This window comes from Cellulomonas cellasea (assembly GCF_006538745.1).
Classification (GTDB): Bacteria; Actinomycetota; Actinomycetes; order Actinomycetales; family Cellulomonadaceae; genus Cellulomonas_A; species Cellulomonas_A cellasea.
This window is the reverse complement of sequence record NZ_BJLR01000001.1, coordinates 13763-31144: the sequence shown is the minus strand read 5'-3', so window position 1 is coordinate 31144 and position 17382 is coordinate 13763. Positions and strand designations below refer to the sequence as shown.

At 76.4% G+C, this 17382-nt stretch carries 17 protein-coding genes; 8 read left to right on the top strand and 9 right to left on the bottom strand.

Going from position 1 to position 17382, the window contains the following annotated elements:
* Positions 1 to 12: 12 nt before the first annotated feature.
* The 5 genes from CCE01nite_RS00125 to CCE01nite_RS00105 form a co-directional block, all read right to left on the bottom strand.
* Entirely contained in the window at positions 13 to 1035 is a 1023-nt protein-coding gene (locus CCE01nite_RS00125) for a 3-oxoacyl-ACP synthase III (protein ID WP_034630949.1), read from the bottom strand.
* A gap of 255 nt (positions 1036 to 1290) precedes the next feature.
* The gene (locus tag CCE01nite_RS00120; RefSeq protein ID WP_034630951.1) at positions 1291 to 1488 is read right to left on the bottom strand and encodes a hypothetical protein; all 198 of its coding nucleotides are present in this window, start codon (positions 1486 to 1488) and stop codon (positions 1291 to 1293) included.
* Between the two features lie 146 nt (positions 1489 to 1634).
* Positions 1635 to 2423, bottom strand: coding sequence for an HAD-IIB family hydrolase (locus CCE01nite_RS00115; RefSeq protein WP_034630966.1), 789 nt, complete (start codon positions 2421 to 2423; stop codon positions 1635 to 1637).
* 134 nt (positions 2424 to 2557) lie between these two features.
* A complete protein-coding gene (locus CCE01nite_RS00110) occupies positions 2558 to 3448 on the bottom strand; it encodes a phosphodiesterase (RefSeq protein WP_052104199.1) in 891 nt (296 codons plus the stop codon).
* 181 nt (positions 3449 to 3629) lie between these two features.
* Entirely contained in the window at positions 3630 to 5210 is a 1581-nt protein-coding gene (locus CCE01nite_RS00105) for a stealth family protein (RefSeq protein ID WP_211254562.1), read from the bottom strand.
* A gap of 198 nt (positions 5211 to 5408) precedes the next feature.
* Between CCE01nite_RS00105 and CCE01nite_RS00100 the strand changes: the two genes are divergently transcribed.
* The 4 genes from CCE01nite_RS00100 (at position 5409) to CCE01nite_RS00085 (ending at position 10529) form a co-directional block, all read left to right on the top strand.
* Positions 5409 to 6503 carry an acetamidase/formamidase family protein gene (locus tag CCE01nite_RS00100; RefSeq protein ID WP_034630974.1) on the top strand — a complete coding sequence of 365 codons (1095 nt, stop codon included), beginning with the start codon at positions 5409 to 5411 and terminating at the stop codon, positions 6501 to 6503.
* Between the two features lie 61 nt (positions 6504 to 6564).
* Positions 6565 to 7935 (top strand): amidase family protein, encoded by a 1371-nt coding sequence (locus CCE01nite_RS00095; RefSeq protein ID WP_052104201.1) that lies wholly within the window; start codon positions 6565 to 6567, stop codon positions 7933 to 7935.
* A 57-nt stretch (positions 7936 to 7992) separates the two neighbouring features.
* The gene (locus tag CCE01nite_RS00090; protein ID WP_034630954.1) at positions 7993 to 9225 is read left to right on the top strand and encodes a pyridoxal-phosphate-dependent aminotransferase family protein; all 1233 of its coding nucleotides are present in this window, start codon (positions 7993 to 7995) and stop codon (positions 9223 to 9225) included.
* Positions 9222 to 10529 (top strand): allantoate amidohydrolase, encoded by a 1308-nt coding sequence (locus CCE01nite_RS00085; protein ID WP_307722696.1) that lies wholly within the window; start codon positions 9222 to 9224, stop codon positions 10527 to 10529. The genes CCE01nite_RS00090 and CCE01nite_RS00085 overlap by 4 nt, the downstream gene beginning before the upstream one ends.
* 17 nt (positions 10530 to 10546) lie before the next feature.
* On the opposite strand, the gene CCE01nite_RS00080 is transcribed toward CCE01nite_RS00085, so the two are convergent.
* Positions 10547 to 11203, bottom strand: a complete 657-nt coding sequence (locus CCE01nite_RS00080; RefSeq protein ID WP_141371815.1) for a nucleotidyltransferase family protein — start codon at positions 11201 to 11203, stop codon at positions 10547 to 10549.
* Here CCE01nite_RS00080 and uraD point away from each other — a divergent pair.
* Together uraD and uraH are read left to right on the top strand one after the other, a co-directional pair.
* Complete coding sequence (gene uraD / locus CCE01nite_RS00075) at positions 11202 to 11702, top strand: 2-oxo-4-hydroxy-4-carboxy-5-ureidoimidazoline decarboxylase (RefSeq protein ID WP_141371814.1); 501 nt, start codon at positions 11202 to 11204, stop codon at positions 11700 to 11702. The genes CCE01nite_RS00080 and uraD overlap by 2 nt on opposite strands.
* On the top strand, positions 11699 to 12073 hold the full coding sequence (gene uraH, locus CCE01nite_RS00070) for a hydroxyisourate hydrolase (protein ID WP_141371813.1): 375 nt from the start codon (positions 11699 to 11701) through the stop codon (positions 12071 to 12073). Before uraD ends, uraH begins: the two co-directional genes overlap by 4 nt.
* Before the next feature lie 78 nt (positions 12074 to 12151).
* On the opposite strand, the gene CCE01nite_RS00065 is transcribed toward uraH, so the two are convergent.
* Genes CCE01nite_RS00065 through allB form a run of 3 tightly spaced genes read right to left on the bottom strand, consistent with a single transcriptional unit; the run spans position 12152 to position 15066 of the window.
* The gene (locus tag CCE01nite_RS00065) at positions 12152 to 12655 is read right to left on the bottom strand and encodes a nucleoside deaminase (RefSeq protein WP_141371812.1); all 504 of its coding nucleotides are present in this window, start codon (positions 12653 to 12655) and stop codon (positions 12152 to 12154) included.
* The gene (gene pucL, locus CCE01nite_RS00060) at positions 12652 to 13563 is read right to left on the bottom strand and encodes a factor-independent urate hydroxylase (RefSeq protein WP_141371811.1); all 912 of its coding nucleotides are present in this window, start codon (positions 13561 to 13563) and stop codon (positions 12652 to 12654) included. The genes CCE01nite_RS00065 and pucL overlap by 4 nt, the downstream gene beginning before the upstream one ends.
* Before the next feature lie 33 nt (positions 13564 to 13596).
* Positions 13597 to 15066 carry an allantoinase AllB gene (allB, locus tag CCE01nite_RS00055; RefSeq protein ID WP_141371810.1) on the bottom strand — a complete coding sequence of 490 codons (1470 nt, stop codon included), beginning with the start codon at positions 15064 to 15066 and terminating at the stop codon, positions 13597 to 13599.
* A gap of 132 nt (positions 15067 to 15198) precedes the next feature.
* Between allB and CCE01nite_RS00050 the strand changes: the two genes are divergently transcribed.
* The gene (locus CCE01nite_RS00050) at positions 15199 to 16365 is read left to right on the top strand and encodes an XdhC family protein (protein WP_034628054.1); all 1167 of its coding nucleotides are present in this window, start codon (positions 15199 to 15201) and stop codon (positions 16363 to 16365) included.
* Between the two features lie 48 nt (positions 16366 to 16413).
* Positions 16414 to 17346: a DUF72 domain-containing protein gene (locus CCE01nite_RS00045; protein WP_141371809.1), complete on the top strand. Its 933-nt coding sequence runs from the start codon at positions 16414 to 16416 to the stop codon at positions 17344 to 17346.
* Positions 17347 to 17382 lie beyond the last annotated feature (36 nt).

The window sequence follows — 17382 nt, the reverse complement described above, 5'->3', positions numbered from 1 at the left end:
CACCCGGGGACGTCACCAGGCGATCTCCATCATCGCGGTGTTGAGCCCCGAGCCGACGCCCATGAGCAGCAGCCGGTCGCCGGGCTCGAGCGAGGAGGCCTCGTGCGCGAGCGTGATCGGGATCGACGCCGGGCCGACGTTGCCGTAGCGCCCGTACGTCGTCGGGATGCGCGAGCGGTCGAGCCCGGCCGCCTTGACGATCGCCTTGGTATGCACGTCCGAGACCTGGTGGAGGATGTAGCGGTCCATCGCGGCCCAGTCCCACTCGTGCCGGGCCTCGGTCCAGGCGGCGAGCACGAGCTCCATGCCGCCCTCGAGCAGCGCGCGCGTGTCGGTGTACATGCCCTCGACGCTGCCGACGCACACGTCGTGGAACTGTGTCGCGGCTCGCGTGACGCCGCCGAGGATCCGGTGCCCCTCGGGGTGGGCGTCCGCGGGCCCGACGACGGCCGCCGCCGCACCCGAGCCGAGCGTCAGGCTCGCGAACTCCTGCATGAAGTCCGCGCGCGTGATGTCGTCGCCGATCAGGCGCTCGATCGTGTTGTTCTGGATGTCGTCGGCGTCCTCGCCCGCGACCACGACGGCGTACTTGATCTGGCCGGCGTCGATGAGCTGCGCCGCGAGGTTCATGCCGTTGACGAAGCCGAGGCACGCGTTGGCGATGTCGAAGTTCACGGCGGACGACGGCAGCCCGAGCCCGTGGTGGATCCGCACCGCGACGGACGGCTCGAGGTGCTTGCGCGTCACGGACGTGTTGACCAGGAGGCCGACCTCGCGGCGGTCGATCCCGGACTCGGCGAGGGCCTTCTCCGCGGCGGCGATCGCGGCGCCGTCGAACGTCTGCCCGTCCGCCCAGTTCCGCCGCTCGTGCACCCCGGCGACGCGCTGCAGCAGGCCGCGGGGCAGCCGGAGGCGCTTGAGCGCGGGGGCGAGGCGACGATCGATGTCCGCGGAGGTCGTCACGCGGTCGGGCGTCGTCGAGGCGAGGGCGAGGAGAGCGGCGTTGCGGTGCCGTGAGGTCGCGTTGCCGCTCACTGCTCACCTCACGATCGTGTTCGCCGACGGTCCGGACCTGCGCCATCGTCGCATCCCCGGTGCGAGCCCGCGCGCGCACCGGCCTAGGTGGACCCCTCCGGGAAGGTGACGTGCGCCTCGCCGGAGGCGGACCGGCCTCCCGTCCGCCGCCCGTCGGCGTCCGGACGGCGTCCCGTCCGCGGCTGACGCGCGTCCCGTCGGCCGCCCCGTCGCGGCGTGCACGGCGACGGGCGCCGCGCCACGCCGATGGGTCCGTCAGGCCGAGACCGCGAGCTCCTCGGCGCGCGCGCCGCGGCTGCGCTCGTCGCGCCCGGGCGTCAGGTCGTCGTCCTCGAGCGTGAGCACGAGCTCGAGCGTGTCCTCGTCGAGGACGTACACCGCGCGCTGGCCGCAGCCGCACACGAGCTCGCCGTCGTCGTAGTAGGTGCATGCGTGCGTCCGGTTCCGAGCCATGCTCCGACGGTAGACGCGACCACCGACACGGCCCGCGCCGACACGCCCGGGGAGAGCACGACGCCGGGCCGGCACCGCGCCCGCGGGGGGGTGCGGCGCCGGCCCGGCGTCGGAGGTCGACCTGTCGCGGTCGAGGAGAGCTGCGGTCAGTCCTGCGCGGTCGTCGCGACGGCGGCGCGCAGCTCGGGGACGAGCGTGTCGAGGTACGCGGCGGTGTCCTCCCAGCCCTCGACGGCGTGGCAGGGGACGCCGAGCGCCTTGACGGGGTAGTCGTTGCCGTCCTCGTCGAGGCGGTCGCCCACGAACAGCATCTCCTGCAGGTCGATCTCGGTCATGTCCGCGAGGCGGGTCATGCCGTACGCCTTGTCGATGCCCTTGCGCGTGATGTCGACGGACGTCGAGCCGCCCGAGCGGACCTCGAGGTCGGGCAGCAGCGCCGCGACGGCCTCACGCAGCGAGGACTTCTTGCTGCCCGTGGGGTCCCACGCGGACTTCGCGGCGACCGGCGCGGCCTGGCCGAGCGCCGAGAACGTGATCTGGCTGCCGCGGTCCTCGAGGATCGGGCCCCACGTCTCGGACTCCCAGAGCCCGAGCTCCTTGGCCTGGCCCTCGACCGCGGCGAGCGCGCGCTGCTTCTCGTCCTCGGTGAGGTTCTGCGCGTACACCTGGTCCCACGCGGTGCCGGTGTGGCGGTAGTACTGCGTGCCGCACGTCGGCATGAGGTGCAGGCGGGCGAGCGCCGCGGGGTCCGCGCCGGTCAGCCGGTCGACGACCTGCATCTGGAACTGGCCGAACTGGCCGCCCGAGATGATGCAGACCTCGACGACGTCGAGCAGCTCGACGAGCAGCTCGGCCATGCGCGGGTCGAGCGGGGACTTCGAGGGGGCCAGGGTGTCGTCCAGGTCGAACGCGACGAGCCGGGGTGCGCGGGACAGGGGAGCCTCCGGGGGCGAGGGCGGGCGGGGGAGCGCAGCGCGCGGCCACCCGGGTACACGTGGACACCCCGATCCTCCCAGAGTCCCGGGGTGACGTCGCCCTCCTGAGGTCCCGGTGGCGCTCCCGGTGGCGCTCAGCGGGCCCGGACGAGCTCGCGCTGCGTCGGGACGACCGTGGGTCGCACGTCGGCGGCGACCGTCGACCGGCCCACCGTGACGTGCTCGCCGATCGGCACGACCGAGTGCATGACGGTCTCGTCGTAGACGTGCACGAGGTTGTACGCCTGCGCGCCGTCCCGCCCCCGCGTGCCGCGGTCGGGGGTGCGCAGGTCCTGGGTGTAGCACGTGGCCGACGCGACCGAGACGGGGATGCCCGCGAACGTCGCGGACGTCGAGTAGTGCAGGTGACCCGCGAGGATGCCCCGGACGTCGGTCCCGCGCAGCACGTCGGCGAGCCGCTGCTGGTCGCGCAGCTCGACCGCGACCGCGAGGTCCTGCAGGCAGGGGACCGGCGGGTGGTGCATGAGCAGCAGCGTGCCCTCCGGGGCCGGCTCCGCGAGGACGTCCTCGAGCCACGCGAGCTGCACCGGGGTGACCTCGCCGTGGTGGAAGCCCGGCACCGTGGAGTCGAGCACGACGACGCGCAGGCCGCCGAGGTGCAGCACGTGGTCGTACGGCGCGTCGGACGGCGTCTCGTCGGTCAGCTCGCGCCGCAGCGTCGCGCGGTCGTCGTGGTTGCCCATGGCCCACACGACGCGGGCACCCATCCGGCGCGCCGCGGGCTCGACGACCTCGCGCAGGCTCCGGTACGCCTCGGCGTCCCCGACGTCCGCGAGGTCCCCGGTGAACAGCAGCGCCTCGGGCGCCGCGCCGGAGTCCTCGAGGCCCGCGAGGAGCTCCGCGAGGTGCGCCCGGGAGTCCGCGACGCCGTAGAGCAGCGGGTCCTCGGGCGAGACGAAGTGGGTGTCGCTGAAGTGGGCGATGACGTGCCGGGCCTGGGGGCGGCCCGCATGATTCGAGGTCATGACGCTTTCTCTCACCGGGGACGACGGTCGGACGGTCAACTCCATCCGACCGCTCCAGCATGAACGATGGTCGAACGAGCGGCACCCGGGGCGAGGCGCGCCGCTGTCCATCCGATCGGTCACCCGTCCGTGGTCCTGAGGCGCCGGGACCGGACCGGCCCCGGCGCCTCAGGTTCCGGCGTCAGGCGTCGGCGTTCTCCCACGGTGCGACGACCGGGAAGTACCGGTCGAGGAAGTCGCGGACGGCCCGGGCCCGCACGTCCTCGTCGATCTCCGGGAAGCTGCCGTCGTTGAGGCAGAACATGTCCGTGGAGCGCTTCGCGAGCAGCGACTTCATCGCCTCGAGCCCCGTGCGGGACGTCGTGTCGACGTACTTCGTGCGGGCCGTCGTCTGCACCGCGCGCCCGCTCATCAGCGCGTAGTAGTGGTAGAGCGAGTTCGTCACCGAGATGTCGGTCGCGGAGCGGAACCGGCTCGCGGCCGTCGCGGCGAACTGGTCGGCGAACTCGCGCTCCATCTCGTCGAGGACGCTGCGCCGCAGCGGGGCCGCCGAGTGCTCGAGGTGCCGGGTCGTCAGGCGCCCGAACCGCTCGAGCAGCAGCGCGCGGTTGACGCGCGCGGCGTTCTCGAAGCCGCTGCGACGGGGGTCGTTGCCGCCGAGGCCGATGCGCGTCGTCGCCTCCACGAACTTCGTCACGCCGCCCGGGGAGAAGAACAGGTCCGGGGTGATCGGGCGGCCGAAGAACATGTCGTCGTTCGAGTACAGGAAGTGCTCCGCCAGGCCGGGGATGTGGTGCAGCTGGGCCTCGACCGCGTGCGAGTTGTGCGTCGGGAGCACCGAGGGGTCGACGAAGAACTCCTCGCTGCGGACGAACGTCACGCCCGGGTGGTCCGCGAGCCACGCCGGCTTCGGGGAGTCCGTCGCGACGAAGATCCGCCGGACCCACGGCGCGAACATGTGCACCGAGCGCAGCGCGTACCGCAGCTCGTCGACGTGCCGGTAGCGCGCCGGGGCGTCGTCGCCCTCGCCCACCACGTAGCTCTTCATGCGGGCCGCACGGGCCTTCTGGAACGCCGTCGACGTCCCGTCGACCCACGAGAACACCATGTCGATCTCGAACGGCAGGTCCGACGCGTGGTCGGTGAACATGTGCTCGATCGTCGACCACGTGCGCCCGTAGCGCTCGACCGTGCCGCGCGTCAGCTCGTCGACGTGCACGGTGCGGCGGGTCAGGGAGTTCTCGGCGGGGAGCACGACCTCGTCGGGCCCGTGCTGCCACAGCTCGATCTGCACGGCCTCGTCGGCGCCGTAGCGCAGGCCGCCGACGGGCTCGATCCGCGGCCGGTACACCCGCAGGACCCGCGCCTTCGGGGTCGCGTGCAGGCCGCCGGTCGCCACCAGGCGCGCCTTCGGCTTCGTCGCGTCGGCCGCGCGCACGTAGAACGGCTCGTCGGCGCACGCCCGGGTGAGGGCCTCGCGCAGCGCGGACCGGTCCGCCCAGTCGACCGCGATCACGGGGCGGGCCCCGTTGCCGCGCACCAGGAGGTGGTCGACGCCCGCGCTCTCCAGCACCTCGCGCACGAACAGCAGGTCGGCGACCGTCGCCTCGTGCGGCGTGAGCGTGCGGTTCGCGAGCGTGTACCTGCCCTTGACGAGCAGGACGTCGTCGCGTTGGAGCAGGTGCGCTCCCGGCTCGGCGGCCGGGGGGAGCGTCGAGCTCGACGTCAGGGGGGCGGCGTAGGCGGCGAGGTCCGCAGGCAAGGTGGTGATGGCGGTTCCCAGGTGGTCGGCGGTGGGGACGGCGCCGGGGCACCTCGCGCGAGGACGCGCAGAGCGTGCTGCAGCGTCGTCGGGGGGCAGTGGGCAGAGCGTACGCCGTCCGGACCCCCACGGCGAGAGATCTGCCGGACATCTGCGGTCGGTACCCTCACCGCCCTGACCTCGACGGAAGGGGTGACCGTGCCCGGACCGACCCGCCCGCGCGTGCTCCAGCCCGGTGCCGGACCGGTGCGCGGTGACCACTACCTGCCCACCGACCCCGCGGCGGCGTTCTGGGGCCGCCTCCCGTGCGCCGCCGACGACCCCGTCCTCACCGTCGACGCGGGCACCGAGGTGACGATCGACACCCTCAGCCACGAGGGCGTGCTCGAGGACCAGGGGCGCGACCCGGTCGCCTTCTTCGGCTCGCACGGCGTCGTTCCGGCCGACGTGCTGGCCGACGCCGTCGCGCTCGCGGCGGGCGCGCACCCGCGCGACCCCGAGGCCGACGGGCCGCACGTCGTGACCGGCCCGGTGCACGTGCGCGGGGCGCTCCCCGGGGACCTGCTCGCGATGACGCTCGTCGAGGCGCTGCCGCGCGTGCCGTACGGCGTGATCTCGAACCGGCACGGCCGCGGCGCGCTGCCGGGCGAGTACCCGCGCGGACCCGGGAACGTGAGCGTGTTCGCGGGCGTCGAGACGGTCGACGGGGCGGACGTCGGCGTCATGGCGCGCACCGCCGGCGGGCCCCGCGACGTGCGGTTCCCGCTCGCGCCGTTCCTGGGGATCATGGGCGTCGCGGTCGCCGGGGACGAGCGCCCGCACTCCGTCCCGCCCGGCGCGCACGGGGGCAACGTCGACATCAACCTGCTCACCGTCGGCAGCACGCTCTACCTGCCGGTCCAGGTGCCCGGCGCGCTCGCGTACGTGGGGGACCCGCACCTCGCGCAGGGCGACGGCGAGGTCGCGCTCACCGCGCTCGAGGCGTCGCTGCGCGTGACCGTCCGGTTCGACGTGGTGCCCGCGGCCGAGGCGCTCGCGCGGTTCGGGCCGCTCGACGGGCCGCTCGGGCAGACCGCCGAGCACCTCGTGCCGACCGGGCTCGACCCCGACCTCGACGTCGCGGTCGCCCGGTGCGTGCGCGCCGCGGTCTCGCTGCTCGGGGCGCGGTTCGGGATGGACCCCGAGCACGCCTACGCGTACCTGAGCGCCGCGACGGACTTCGACATCTCGCAGGTCGTCGACCGGGTCAAGGGCGTGCACGCGCGCATCCGCGTCGCGGACCTGGAGCGCTGAGGTGGGCGGGGTGCGCGGCGCGGGCGGCGCCGGCGGGCGTGAGCCGGGAGGCGGGCGCGGCGTGGGTGAGCCGGCCGGACGTGAGCCGGGAGGGACGGAGGCCGTCGACCCGACGGTGTGGCGCGTCGTCGGGGACCCGCTCGTCGCGGGCACGGCGGACGGGCCGCTGCGGGGCGAGAGCGTCGCGGTCAAGGACCTGTTCGCGGTCGCCGGTCACCGGGTCGGCGCCGGCGTGCCCGCGTTCCTCGCGCAGCAGGGGCCCGCCCCGGCGCACGCCGACGCGGTGCGGCTGCTGCTCGACGCCGGCGCGGACGTACGGGGCATCGCGCGCACCGACGAGCTCGCGTACAGCCTCGCGGGGCGCAACCCGCACCACGGCACACCGCCGAACCCGGCCGTGCCCGACGGGCTCCCGGGCGGCTCGTCGAGCGGCCCCGCCGCGGCGGTCGCGCTCGGGGAGGCCACGATCGGGCTCGGGACCGACACCGGCGGCTCGGTGCGCGTGCCCGCGTCCTACCAGGGGCTGTGGGGGCTGCGCACGACGCACGGCAGCGTCCCCGCCGCCGGGCTCGTACCGCTGGCGCCCGCGTTCGACACGGTCGGGTGGCTGACCCGCGACGCCCGCACGCTCGCCGCCGCCGCGGACGCGAGCCTGGGGGTGGGCGGCGGCTGCGGCGCGCGGGACGACGCCGTGGGGGACGACGGCGTGGCGGACGACCGCGTGGCGGACGACGGCGTGCGAGGCGACGGCGTGCGAGTCGGTGGCGTGCGAGGTGACGGCGGGCCGGTGCCGGGGCGGCCGGTCCGCGGGTTCGCCGTCGCGCCCGGCCTGCTCGCCGAGGCAGAGCCCGGCGTGCGCGCCGCGTTCGACCACGCGCTGTCGTGCCTCGCGGCGGCCGGGCTGCTCGAGGACCTCGCCGTGGTCGGGCTGCCCGTCGCGGACGACCTGCTGGGGGTGTTCCGCGCGGTGCAGGCGGCGCAGGCGTGGCGCACGCACGGGGACTGGCTCACCCGGAACCCCGACGCGCTCGGGGCCGACGTCGCGGCCCGGTTCCGCTGGGCGTCGACCATCACGCCCCCGGCGCCGGGTACGGCGGTCGCCGCGGCCCGGCGGGTCGAGGCCGTGCTCGGGGACCGGGTGCTCCTGCTGCCGTCCGCGTCGTCCGCCGCCCCGCCGCGCGCCGGTGGCGGGGCGGACGACGAGCGGGTGCGCACCGCCACGATGCGCCTGACGTGCGTCGCGGGGCTCACGGGCCGCCCGGCGCTCAGCGTGCCGGTCCTGGGCGTCGAGCGGTCGGGGTCCTGGGCGCTCGCGCCGGTCGGGCTGTGCCTCGTCGGGCCACGGGGCAGCGACCGGGCGCTCGTCGGTCTCGGCGCGCGGTGGGCCGAGGAGCTCGGCACCGTCGGGCCGCCCGCGGCGAAACGCTCGTGAAACGCCGGGTCCGTACCGTCGGCCACCCGACCTGACCGAGCCGCCGCGGAGGCGCCCATGACCGGCCTGCCGATCGACCCGCCGCCGCGCCTGCTCATGGGGCCCGGGCCGGTCAACGCGGACCCGCGCGTGCTGCGGGCGATGTCGGCACAGCTCGTCGGGCAGTACGACCCCGTCATGACCGGGTACATGACCGAGACCATGGCGCTGTACCGCGCGGTGTTCCGCACCGCGAACGAGGCGACGCTGCTCGTCGACGGCACGTCGCGCGCGGGCATCGAGGCGGCGCTCGTGTCGCTGCTCGAGCCGGGCGACCGCGTGCTGGTGCCGGTGTTCGGGCGCTTCGGGCACCTGCTGCGCGAGATCGCCGAGCGGTGCGGCGCCGAGGTGCACGTCCGTGAGGTCCCGTGGGGGACCGTCTTCACGGCGCGCGAGCTCGAGGAGGCGGTCGCGGCGGTCCGCCCGAAGCTCGTCGCGATCGTGCACGGCGACACCTCGACGACCCTCGCGCAACCGCTCGACGAGCTCGGCGCGATCTGCGCCCGGCACGGCGCGCTGCTCTACGCCGACGTGACCGCCTCGCTCGGCGGCAACCCGGTCGAGGTCGACGCGTGGGGCGTCGACGTCGCGACAGCCGGGCTGCAGAAGTGCCTCGGGGGCCCGTCGGGCAGCGCGCCGGTCACGCTCTCGCCGGCCGCGGTCGCGGTGCTCGACGGCCGCCGCAGCATCGAGGCGGGGCTGCGCGACGACCGCGACGAGGAGGTCCTGCCCGCGAGCCGGATCCGGTCCAACTACCTCGACCTCGCGATGATCCTCGACTACTGGGGCGAGCGACGGCTCAACCACCACACCGAGGCCACGACGATGCTCTACGGCGCGCGCGAGTGCGCCCGGATCCTGCTCGAGGAGGGGCTCGACGCGGCGGTCGACCGGCACCGGCGCCACGGCGCGGCGATGGCCGCCGGGCTCCGCGGGCTCGGGCTCACGCTGTTCGGCGACCAGTCCGTGCGCATGGCGAACGTCGTGGGCGTCGAGATCCCCGACGGGGTCGACGGGGAGGGCGTGCGCGGGACGTTCCTGCGCGACTACGGCATCGAGATCGGCACCTCGTTCGGGCCGCTGCACGGGCGGATCTGGCGCGTGGGGACCATGGGGCACAACGCGCGGCGCGACGCGGTGCTGACCACGCTCGTCGCGCTCGAGGACGTGCTGCGGCGCGCGGGCGTCGCGGTGCCGACCGGCGGCGGCGTCGCGGGCGCGCTCGGGTCGTACACGCAGGAGGCGGCGTGAGCGCGGGGCGGGCCGTGGCCCACGAGCGGGCCGAGCCCGCCGCGCCGGTCGACGCCTCCGCGCCCGGGGTGCGCGCCGGGTCGCTCGCCGAGGCGGACCTGCTGCTCGACCGGGCCGACGTCCTCGCCACGCACAGCGCGAGCCCCACCGGCATCGAGCGCGTCTACCTCTCGCCCGAGCACGCGCGCGTCCACGAGGTGGTCGGCGCCTGGATGCGCGACGCCGGGTTGCGGACCTGGCAGGACGCGGCCGGCAACCTGTGCGGCCGGCTCGAGGGCGAGCGCGACGGGCTCCCGGCGCTGCTGCTCGGCTCGCACCTCGACACCGTCCCCGGGGCCGGGCGGTACGACGGGATCCTCGGGGTGCTCGCCGCGGTCGCGGTCGCGGCGCGGGTCGCCCCCGGGACGCTCCCGTTCGCGCTCGAGGTCGTCGCGTTCGGCGACGAGGAGGGGACGAGGTTCGGCACCACCCTGCTCGGCTCGCGCGCGCTCGCCGGCACGTGGGACCCGGCGTGGGGCGCGCTGACCGACCGGGACGGGGTGACGCTCGCCGACGCGGCGCGCGCGTTCGGGCTCGACCCCGCGCGGATCACCGAGGCGGCCCGGGCGCCGGGCAGCCTGGTCGGGTACCTCGAGGCGCACATCGAGCAGGGCCCGCTGCTCGAGGAGGCCGGGCGGGCGCTCGGGCTCGTGACGTCGATCGCGGCCGCGCGCCGGTTCGAGCTCACGCTGACCGGCGAGGCGCGGCACTGCGCGACGCCCTGGCACCGGCGCCGGGACGCGCTGACCGGAGCGGCCGAGGCGGTCCTGACGGTCGAGCGGGTCGCGCGCGCACGGGGCTGCCCCGCGACCGTCGGCCGGATCGAGGCGAGCCCCGGGGCGGTCAACGTGATCCCGGGCATCGCGACGTTCAGCCTCGACCTGCGCGCGCCGAGCGACGCGGAGCGGGACACGACCTGGGACGTGCTGCGCGCCGAGCTCGAGCGGGTCGCCGCCGACCGCGGGCTCGTCCTCCAGGTCGTCCCGACCCACGAGGCGCCCGCGGTGCACTGCGCGCCGCGCCTGCAGGACGCGCTGCGGGCGGGCGTCGCGGCCACCGGCGACCCCGACGCACCGGAGCTGTTCAGCGTCGCGGGCCACGACACGATGGCCGTCGCGGCGGTCACCGACGTCGCGATGCTGTTCGTGCGGTGCGCCGGCGGGATCAGCCACCACGCCGACGAGTCGGTCACGCGCGCGGACGTGGCCGCGACGATCGACGCGCTGCACGCCGCGGTCCTCGCGCTCGCGGAGCGGCCCGCGTGACGGCGGCACCTCGCCGGTCAGCCGGGCGGCGGGTGGTCGACGTCCGCGCCGTCGAACAGGTCGCCGCACTCGACCGGCTCGGCCCCGTGCGCCGCGAGGTAGGCGCGCGCACCGCTGTCGCCGCCGAGCCCCGCGAGCAGCGCGGGCCAGTGCGCGCGCCCGAGCAGCACCGGGTGCCCGGGCCGCGCGCCGTGCACCGCCTGCCGCAGGACCCGGTCGTCGAACGGCCGTCGGGCGACGCGGCGCACGGCCTCGACCGGCAGCCCGGGGAGGTCGACGAGCGTCACGAGCGCGGCGCCGGACGGACGTGCCTCGGCGCCCTCGCCCACGGCTGCGTCCGTCCCGGCCGCACCGTCGGCCGCGGCCGCGTCAGTCCCGGCCGCGTCGCCGCCGCACGCCACGAGCCCTGCGCGCAGCGACGCCGAGACGCCGGACGCCCAGTCGTCCGCGACGACGACCGACACGCGCGCGTCGCCGGGCACGAGGCCGCGCGCGGCGTCCGCCCCCGCGCCGAGCACCACCACGACCCGGTCGCACCCGCCGTCGAGCAGCACGTGCACGGCGCGCGCGACCCACGGCGCGCCGCCGGCGGTGCGGGCGAGGGCCTTCGGGCCGCCGAACCGGCTCCCGGCACCGGCCGCGAGCACGAGCCCCGAGAGGATCGGTGACGTCATGACGACCATGATCGACGTGCCGGAGGCACGCCTGCGCGAGGCGCTCACCGCGAGCCTCGCCGTGGGGCGGTGGGTCGACGACGTCGCGGCGGGCGCGCCGTACGGGTCGCTCGAGGCGCTGCTCGCGGCCGCCCGCGCCGCCGGGACCCCGCTCAGCGGCGCCGAGATCGACGAGGCGCTCGCGCACCACCCGCGGATCGGTGAGCGACCCGCGGGCGACGGGGCGGCGCAGGCGTTCAGCCGCCGCGAGCAGTCCTCGGCCGACGCGGACGACCCGGCGCTCGCCCGCGCGGTCGCCGACGGCAACGCGGCGTACGAGAAGCGATTCGGGCGGGTGTTCCTGATCCGCGCCGCGGGGCGCTCGCGCGCCGAGATCCTCGCCGAGCTCCGCCGACGCCTCGTGCTCGACGACCGCACGGAGCGCCGGGTCGTCGGCGAGCAGCTCGTCGAGATCGCGCTGCTGCGGCTCGCCGCGACGTTCGGGCTGGGTGCCGCATGAGCGCCGGGCAGGCGAACGGCGGCAGCGCCGGCGGAGCGGACCGCCCGAGCCACGTGACGACGCACGTCCTCGACACCGCGCGCGGCTGCCCGGCCGCAGGGGTCCCGGTCGAGCTTGTCGGGCCGGACGGGACGCCGCTCGCGCGCGCCATGACGGACGCCGACGGGCGCGTCCCCGACCTCGGCCCGCGCACGCTCGCCCCGGGCGCCTACCGCCTGGTGTTCGACGTCGCGACCTACGCCGCGACGTCGGGTCAGGACGTGTTCTTCCACCGCGTGACGGTCGACATCGCCGTCACGGACGCGACCGGGCACCTGCACGTCCCGCTGCTGCTGAGCCCGTTCGGCTACACGACGTACCGCGGGAGCTGACCGCCGCCCCGCCGGCGCGTCCGGAGTTCCGCGGGGCCCGAGTCCCGCGGGCCCGGCACGCGCCGGACCTGCGGTGCGTCAGTAGTCGGTGCGCTGGACGTGCGCGAGCCACGCGTCGAACGGCACCGGGGCGTCCGGCACCCGCAGGCTGTCGACCGCGACCGGCCAGGTGCGGCGGTCGCGCGCGAAGAGGTCGTAGAACTCCCGGTCGTCGAACCCGCCGCGCGCGGCGTCGTGCCGGTCCGCTGCGAAGACGACGCGGTCGACCCGCGCCCACAGCGACGCCGCGAGGCACAGCGGGCACGGCTCGCAGGACGTGTAGAGCGTCGCGCCGACGAGGGAGAAGTCCTGGACCACCTGGCACGCGGCGCGGATCGCGACGACCTCGGCGTGGGCCGACGGGTCGAGCGTCGCCGTCACGCGGTTCTGGCCCTCGGCGAGCAGCAGCCCGCCGCGCACGACGAGCGCGCCGAACGGGCCGCCGCCGGCCGCGACGTTCGCGGTCGCGAGCTCGATCGTGCGGCTGATCCACCGCTCGTCGGCGGTCGCGGGTGCCGGGGGGACGTCCTCGAGCGCGCTCATGCGAGCCCCGCCCCGGTGTCCCACGCGGAGCCGGCGTCGGGGGCGTCGTCCCGCGTCACGGTCGCCTGGATGAGCCCGTAGGGGCGGTCCGTGGCGACGAACACCTCGCCGGGGTTGTCGAGCCCGAACGGCTCGAGGTCGACGAGCAGGTGGTGCTTGTTCGGGGCGACGAGCCGGATCTCGGCGAGCGCGGGGTGCTCGTCGAGCACCGCCCGGCCCATGTGCCAGAGGGTCTGCTGGAGCGCGAGCGAGTGCAGGGTCGCGAACTCGCGCAGCAGCACCGCCCGGACCGACGCGTGCACCGCGTCCCACGGCACGTCGTCGGGCACGGTCCGCCCGGCGCCCGCGTACCGCCACCGCGCGACGAGCGACGTCGCCATGACCCGGTCGTGGGTCTCCGGCAGCGTCGTGTACGCGTCGCGCAGGAACCCGGCGAACTCGGAGCCGGTCGACTTGAGCACGACGAGGTCCTTGAGGCCGGAGACGACGTGCTCGCCGTCCGCGTCGACCGTGACCGCCGCGGTGCGGACCTCGGGCCCGCGGCGCACCCAGGTGTGGTCGTGCTCGGTGCCGCCGGCGTCCACGCGGTCCCAGGCGTGCTCCTCGATCTCGACGCGGGCGCCGCTGACGGGCGCGACGTCGGCCACGAAGTGCCGCGCGAGCGCGAGCCCGAACTGCTCGGGCGAGCCCACGCCGGACGCGCGGGCGAAGGCGTACGCCGTGTTCTTCTGCGAGTCGGTCGGTAGGACCCCCGACTGGTCCCCGTCGAGGTACGCCGCGTCGAACGCGCCCCGCAGGGTCGTCGTGACGGTGAGGTCCCGCAGCTCGTGCCGGGGCTCGTCGCGCACGACGCGCACGAGCCGGCACTCGGCCTTGCCGTACTGGTGGTCCGCGAGAACGATCGCCATGCGCCATTGACGCAGACCGGTGTGACCGCGGTGTTACCGGCCGGTGCCGATCGCGTGCCCCGGCGTGGCGGGCCCGGCGGGCGGTCCTGCGCCGGCGCCGGCGCGGTGCAGCAGCCGGCCGCGCGCGGGCTCGTCCGGCCCGGTGCCGACCGGCTCGCCGCGCAGCCACACCCCGCGCACGACGCCGCGCAGCCTCCGCCCGTCGAACGCGCTCACCGGGTTGCGGTGCAGCAGCTCGGCGGCGTGCACGGTCCGCTCGGCGTCGGGGGCGAACGCGACCAGGTCGGCGTCGGCGCCGACGGCGATCCGCCCCTTCGCGCCGAGCCCCGCGAGCCGCGCCGGGCCGCCCGACATCCAGCCCAGCACCCGCTCGAGCCCGATCCCGCGCCGCGCGGCCTCGGTCCACACCGCCGCGAGCCCGGTCTGCAGTCCGGCGATCCCGCCCCACGCCTGCGCGAAGTCCCCGCCGCCCGCGGCCTTGAGGTCGGGAGTGCTCGGCGAGTGGTCGGTCACGACGACGTCCACGTCGCCGTCGAGCAGCGCCCGCCACAGCGCGTCCTGGTTGGCGGCGTCGCGGATGGGCGGGCAGCACTTGAACTGGGTGCCACCCTCGGGCACCTGCTCGGCGGAGATCGTCAGGTAGTGCGGGCACGTCTCGACGGTGATCGGCAGCCCCTCGGCGCGCGCGGCCCGCAGCACCGGGAGCGCGGCGGCCGAGGACAGGTGCAGCACGTGCGCGCGTGCCCCGGTGCGGCGGACGCCGTCGACGAGCCGCTCGATCGCGGCGACCTCCGCGGCGTCGGGACGTGAGCCGACGAACCGCGCGTAGTCCTGCCGGCCGGGCGTCGCGTGCGCGTCGAGCACCGCGGGGTCCTCGGCGTGCACGAGCAGCAGGCCGTCGAACGCGGCGACCTCGGCGAGCGCGCGGTCGAGGTCGGCGTGCCCCAGGTGCGCGAACTCGTCGACGCCCGACGGCGCGAGGAACGCCTTGAAGCCGAGCACGCCCGCGTCGTGCAGCGCCCGGAGCGAGCCGAGGTTGCCGGGCACCGCGCCGCCCCAGAACGCGACGTCGACCCGGACCTGGGGCGTGGCGCACGCGCGCTTGGTGGCGAGCGCCGCGACGTCCGTCGTGGGCGGGATGCTGTTCAGCGGCATGTCGACGAGGGTCGTGACCCCGCCCGCGGCGGCCGCGCGGGTCGCGCTCGCGAAGCCCTCCCAGTGCGTGCGCCCCGGCTCGTTGACGTGCACGTGCGTGTCGACGAGGCCGGGGACGAGCACCTCGTCGTCCGCGAGGGTCACGGTGCGGGCACCGACGAGCGCGGTGCCGACCTCGCGCTCGGCGCCGCCGGCACCGGTGGGCCCGCGGCCGGGGGCGGTGCCGGTGCCGGTGCCCGACGCGACCGTCACGATGCGGCCGTCGCGCACCCCCACCTCGGCGGGACCCCAGCGGCCGTCGACGAGCGCGCGCGCCGCCCGGATCACGAGGTCGTGCTGCTCGGGCATCGGGGGCCTCCCGTCGTCGTGCCGGACGCGCAGTGAAGCAGGCCCGTGTGCCGGGCAGGTTTCGTGGCGGCCGCAACGCGATCGACACGCGGCCGCAACCCCCGTGCCGTCCGGCGGTGCGACCGTGGCGGGATGCTCGAGATCGCCGACCGGCTGCTCACCGCGCTCGACGCGGGCCGCACGCTCGCGGTCGGCACCGTCGTGCGGGTCGACGGCAGCGCACCGCGGACCGTGGGCACGTCCATGGCGTTCGACGGGACCGCGGTGGTCGGCACGGTCGCGGGCGGCTGCGTCGAGGCGGCGGTCGTCGAGGTGTGCGAGCGCGTGCTCGCCGACGGCCGGGCGCGGACCGCGACCTACGGGGTGAGCGACGAGACGGCGTTCTCGGTCGGGCTCACGTGCGGCGGGCGGCTGCGGGTCCACGTGCAGCGCGTCGCGCCGGGCGACCCGCTCGTCGAGCGCCTGCGGGCGGCCGTGCGCGGGGAGGCGGTCGCGCTCGTGTCGGTGCTGCCGGCGGACGACGACGCGCCGGGCGAGCCGCTCGGGGACGTCGTCCGCGGCGTCGGGCCCGGCCGCGACGTCGATCCCGGCCAGGACGCGGGCCCACCGGCCGGCGCGCCGGAGGCGCCCTCGTGGCTCGCGCGACAGCTCGACGTCGAGGTTGCGGCCCGGCTCGCGTCCGGGCGGACGGGCACAGCGACGCTCGCGTGCGACGGGGCGGCCGGTGCCCCGGTCGACGCGGTCGAGGTGTTCGTCGAGGTCGAGGTCGCGCCCCCGCGGCTCGTGGTCGTCGGTGCGATGGACTTCTCGGTCGCGCTCGCCGCCGCCGGGCGGCTGCTCGGGTACCGCGTCACGGTGTGCGACCCGCGGCCGCTGTTCGCGACGGCCGAGCGGTTCCCCGGCGTCGAGGTCGTGCTCGCGTGGCCGACGACCTACCTGCGGAAGACGGCGCTCGACCAGCGGGCCGCGGTGTGCGTGCTGAGCCACGACGCGCGCTTCGACACCGAGGCGGTCGCGCTCGCCCTCGCGTCACCGGCCGGGTACGTCGGGGCCATGGGCTCGCGCCGGACCCACGAGCGCCGGGTCGCGGAGCTGCGGGCGCGCGGCGTCGGCGAGGACGCGATCGCCCGGCTGCGCTCGCCCATCGGCCTCGACGTCGGGGCGAGCACGCCGCAGGAGACCGCGGTCGCGATCCTGGCCGAGGTGCTCGCGGTGCGCTCGGGCGCGAGCGGGGAGCCGCTGCGCGCGGCGTCGGGGCCGATCCACCGCACGACGGCCGAGGCGCTCGCGAACGCGTGACGCGCTCTCGCCGGGTGCGTCGCCCGCCCGGCTCCTAGAGTCGCGAGCATGACCGGGTCGGGGCAGGTGCGGATCGGCATCTCCGGCTGGCGGTACGTGCCGTGGCGCGGCGAGTTCTACCCGCGCGGGCTGCCGCAGCGGCGCGAGCTCGAGTGGGCCTCGCGGCACCTCGGCTCGATCGAGATCAACGGCTCGTTCTACTCGCTGCAGACCCCCGACAGCTACCGGGCGTGGCGCGCGGACACGCCCGAGGGCTTCGTGTTCTCGGTCAAGGGCCCGCGCTTCGTGACGCACCTGAAGAAGCTCGCGGGCGTCGAGACCGCCGTCGCGAACTTCTTCGCCTCCGGCGTGCTCGCGCTCGGCGACCGCACGGGACCGGTCCTGTGGCAGCTCCCGCCGAACCTGGGGTTCGACGCCGACCGGCTCGCCCGGTTCTTCGACCTGCTGCCGCGCTCCACGGCCGCCGCGGCGGTGCTGGCCGAGGGGCACGACGACAAGGTGCCCGAGGGGAGGGCCCTGACCACGGTCGACGAGGACCGGCCGCTGCGGCACGTCCTCGAGGTGCGGCACGGGACGTCCCTCGACCCGGCGTTCCCCGCGCTGCTGCGCGCGCACGACGTCGGGCTCGTGGTCGCGGACACCGCGGGGACGTGGCCGCACCTCGAGGACGTCACGAGCGACGTCGTCTACGTGCGGCTGCACGGCGACAGCGAGCTGTACGTGTCGGGGTACGACGACGCGGCCCTCGACGCGTGGGCGGCCAAGGTCCGGGCCTGGTCGACGGGCACCCCGCCGCCCGACGGCCCGCGCCTCACGCCGCCCGCGCCGGACCGCCCGCGCGACGTGTTCGTGTACTTCGACAACGACGTCAAGGTCCGCGCACCGTTCGACGCGATGGCGCTCGCGGCCCGGCTCGGCGTGTCGCCGCCGGACCCGGAGCCGGACAGGTTCGCGGTCCGGCTCCCCGACCGGGCGGGCTGACGGGCGCCGGTCCCGGTGCCTGGCTCCCGCGGGCTG

What these genes read in the sequence shown, in the direction of transcription:
- CCE01nite_RS00120 (WP_034630951.1), bottom strand. Translation starts at nt 1,488, where the DNA reads ATGGCTCGGAACCGGACGCACGCATGCACCTACTACGACGACGGCGAG.
- CCE01nite_RS00110 (WP_052104199.1), bottom strand. Translation starts at nt 3,448, where the DNA reads ATGACCTCGAATCATGCGGGCCGCCCCCAGGCCCGGCACGTCATCGCC.
- CCE01nite_RS00090 (WP_034630954.1), top strand. Translation starts at nt 7,993, where the DNA reads ATGACCGGCCTGCCGATCGACCCGCCGCCGCGCCTGCTCATGGGGCCC.
- uraD (WP_141371814.1), top strand. Translation starts at nt 11,202, where the DNA reads ATGACGACCATGATCGACGTGCCGGAGGCACGCCTGCGCGAGGCGCTC.
- CCE01nite_RS00080 (WP_141371815.1), bottom strand. Translation starts at nt 11,203, where the DNA reads ATGACGTCACCGATCCTCTCGGGGCTCGTGCTCGCGGCCGGTGCCGGG.
- uraH (WP_141371813.1), top strand. Translation starts at nt 11,699, where the DNA reads ATGAGCGCCGGGCAGGCGAACGGCGGCAGCGCCGGCGGAGCGGACCGC.
- CCE01nite_RS00065 (WP_141371812.1), bottom strand. Translation starts at nt 12,655, where the DNA reads ATGAGCGCGCTCGAGGACGTCCCCCCGGCACCCGCGACCGCCGACGAG.
- pucL (WP_141371811.1), bottom strand. Translation starts at nt 13,563, where the DNA reads ATGGCGATCGTTCTCGCGGACCACCAGTACGGCAAGGCCGAGTGCCGG.
- allB (WP_141371810.1), bottom strand. Translation starts at nt 15,066, where the DNA reads ATGCCCGAGCAGCACGACCTCGTGATCCGGGCGGCGCGCGCGCTCGTC.
- CCE01nite_RS00050 (WP_034628054.1), top strand. Translation starts at nt 15,199, where the DNA reads ATGCTCGAGATCGCCGACCGGCTGCTCACCGCGCTCGACGCGGGCCGC.
- CCE01nite_RS00045 (WP_141371809.1), top strand. Translation starts at nt 16,414, where the DNA reads ATGACCGGGTCGGGGCAGGTGCGGATCGGCATCTCCGGCTGGCGGTAC.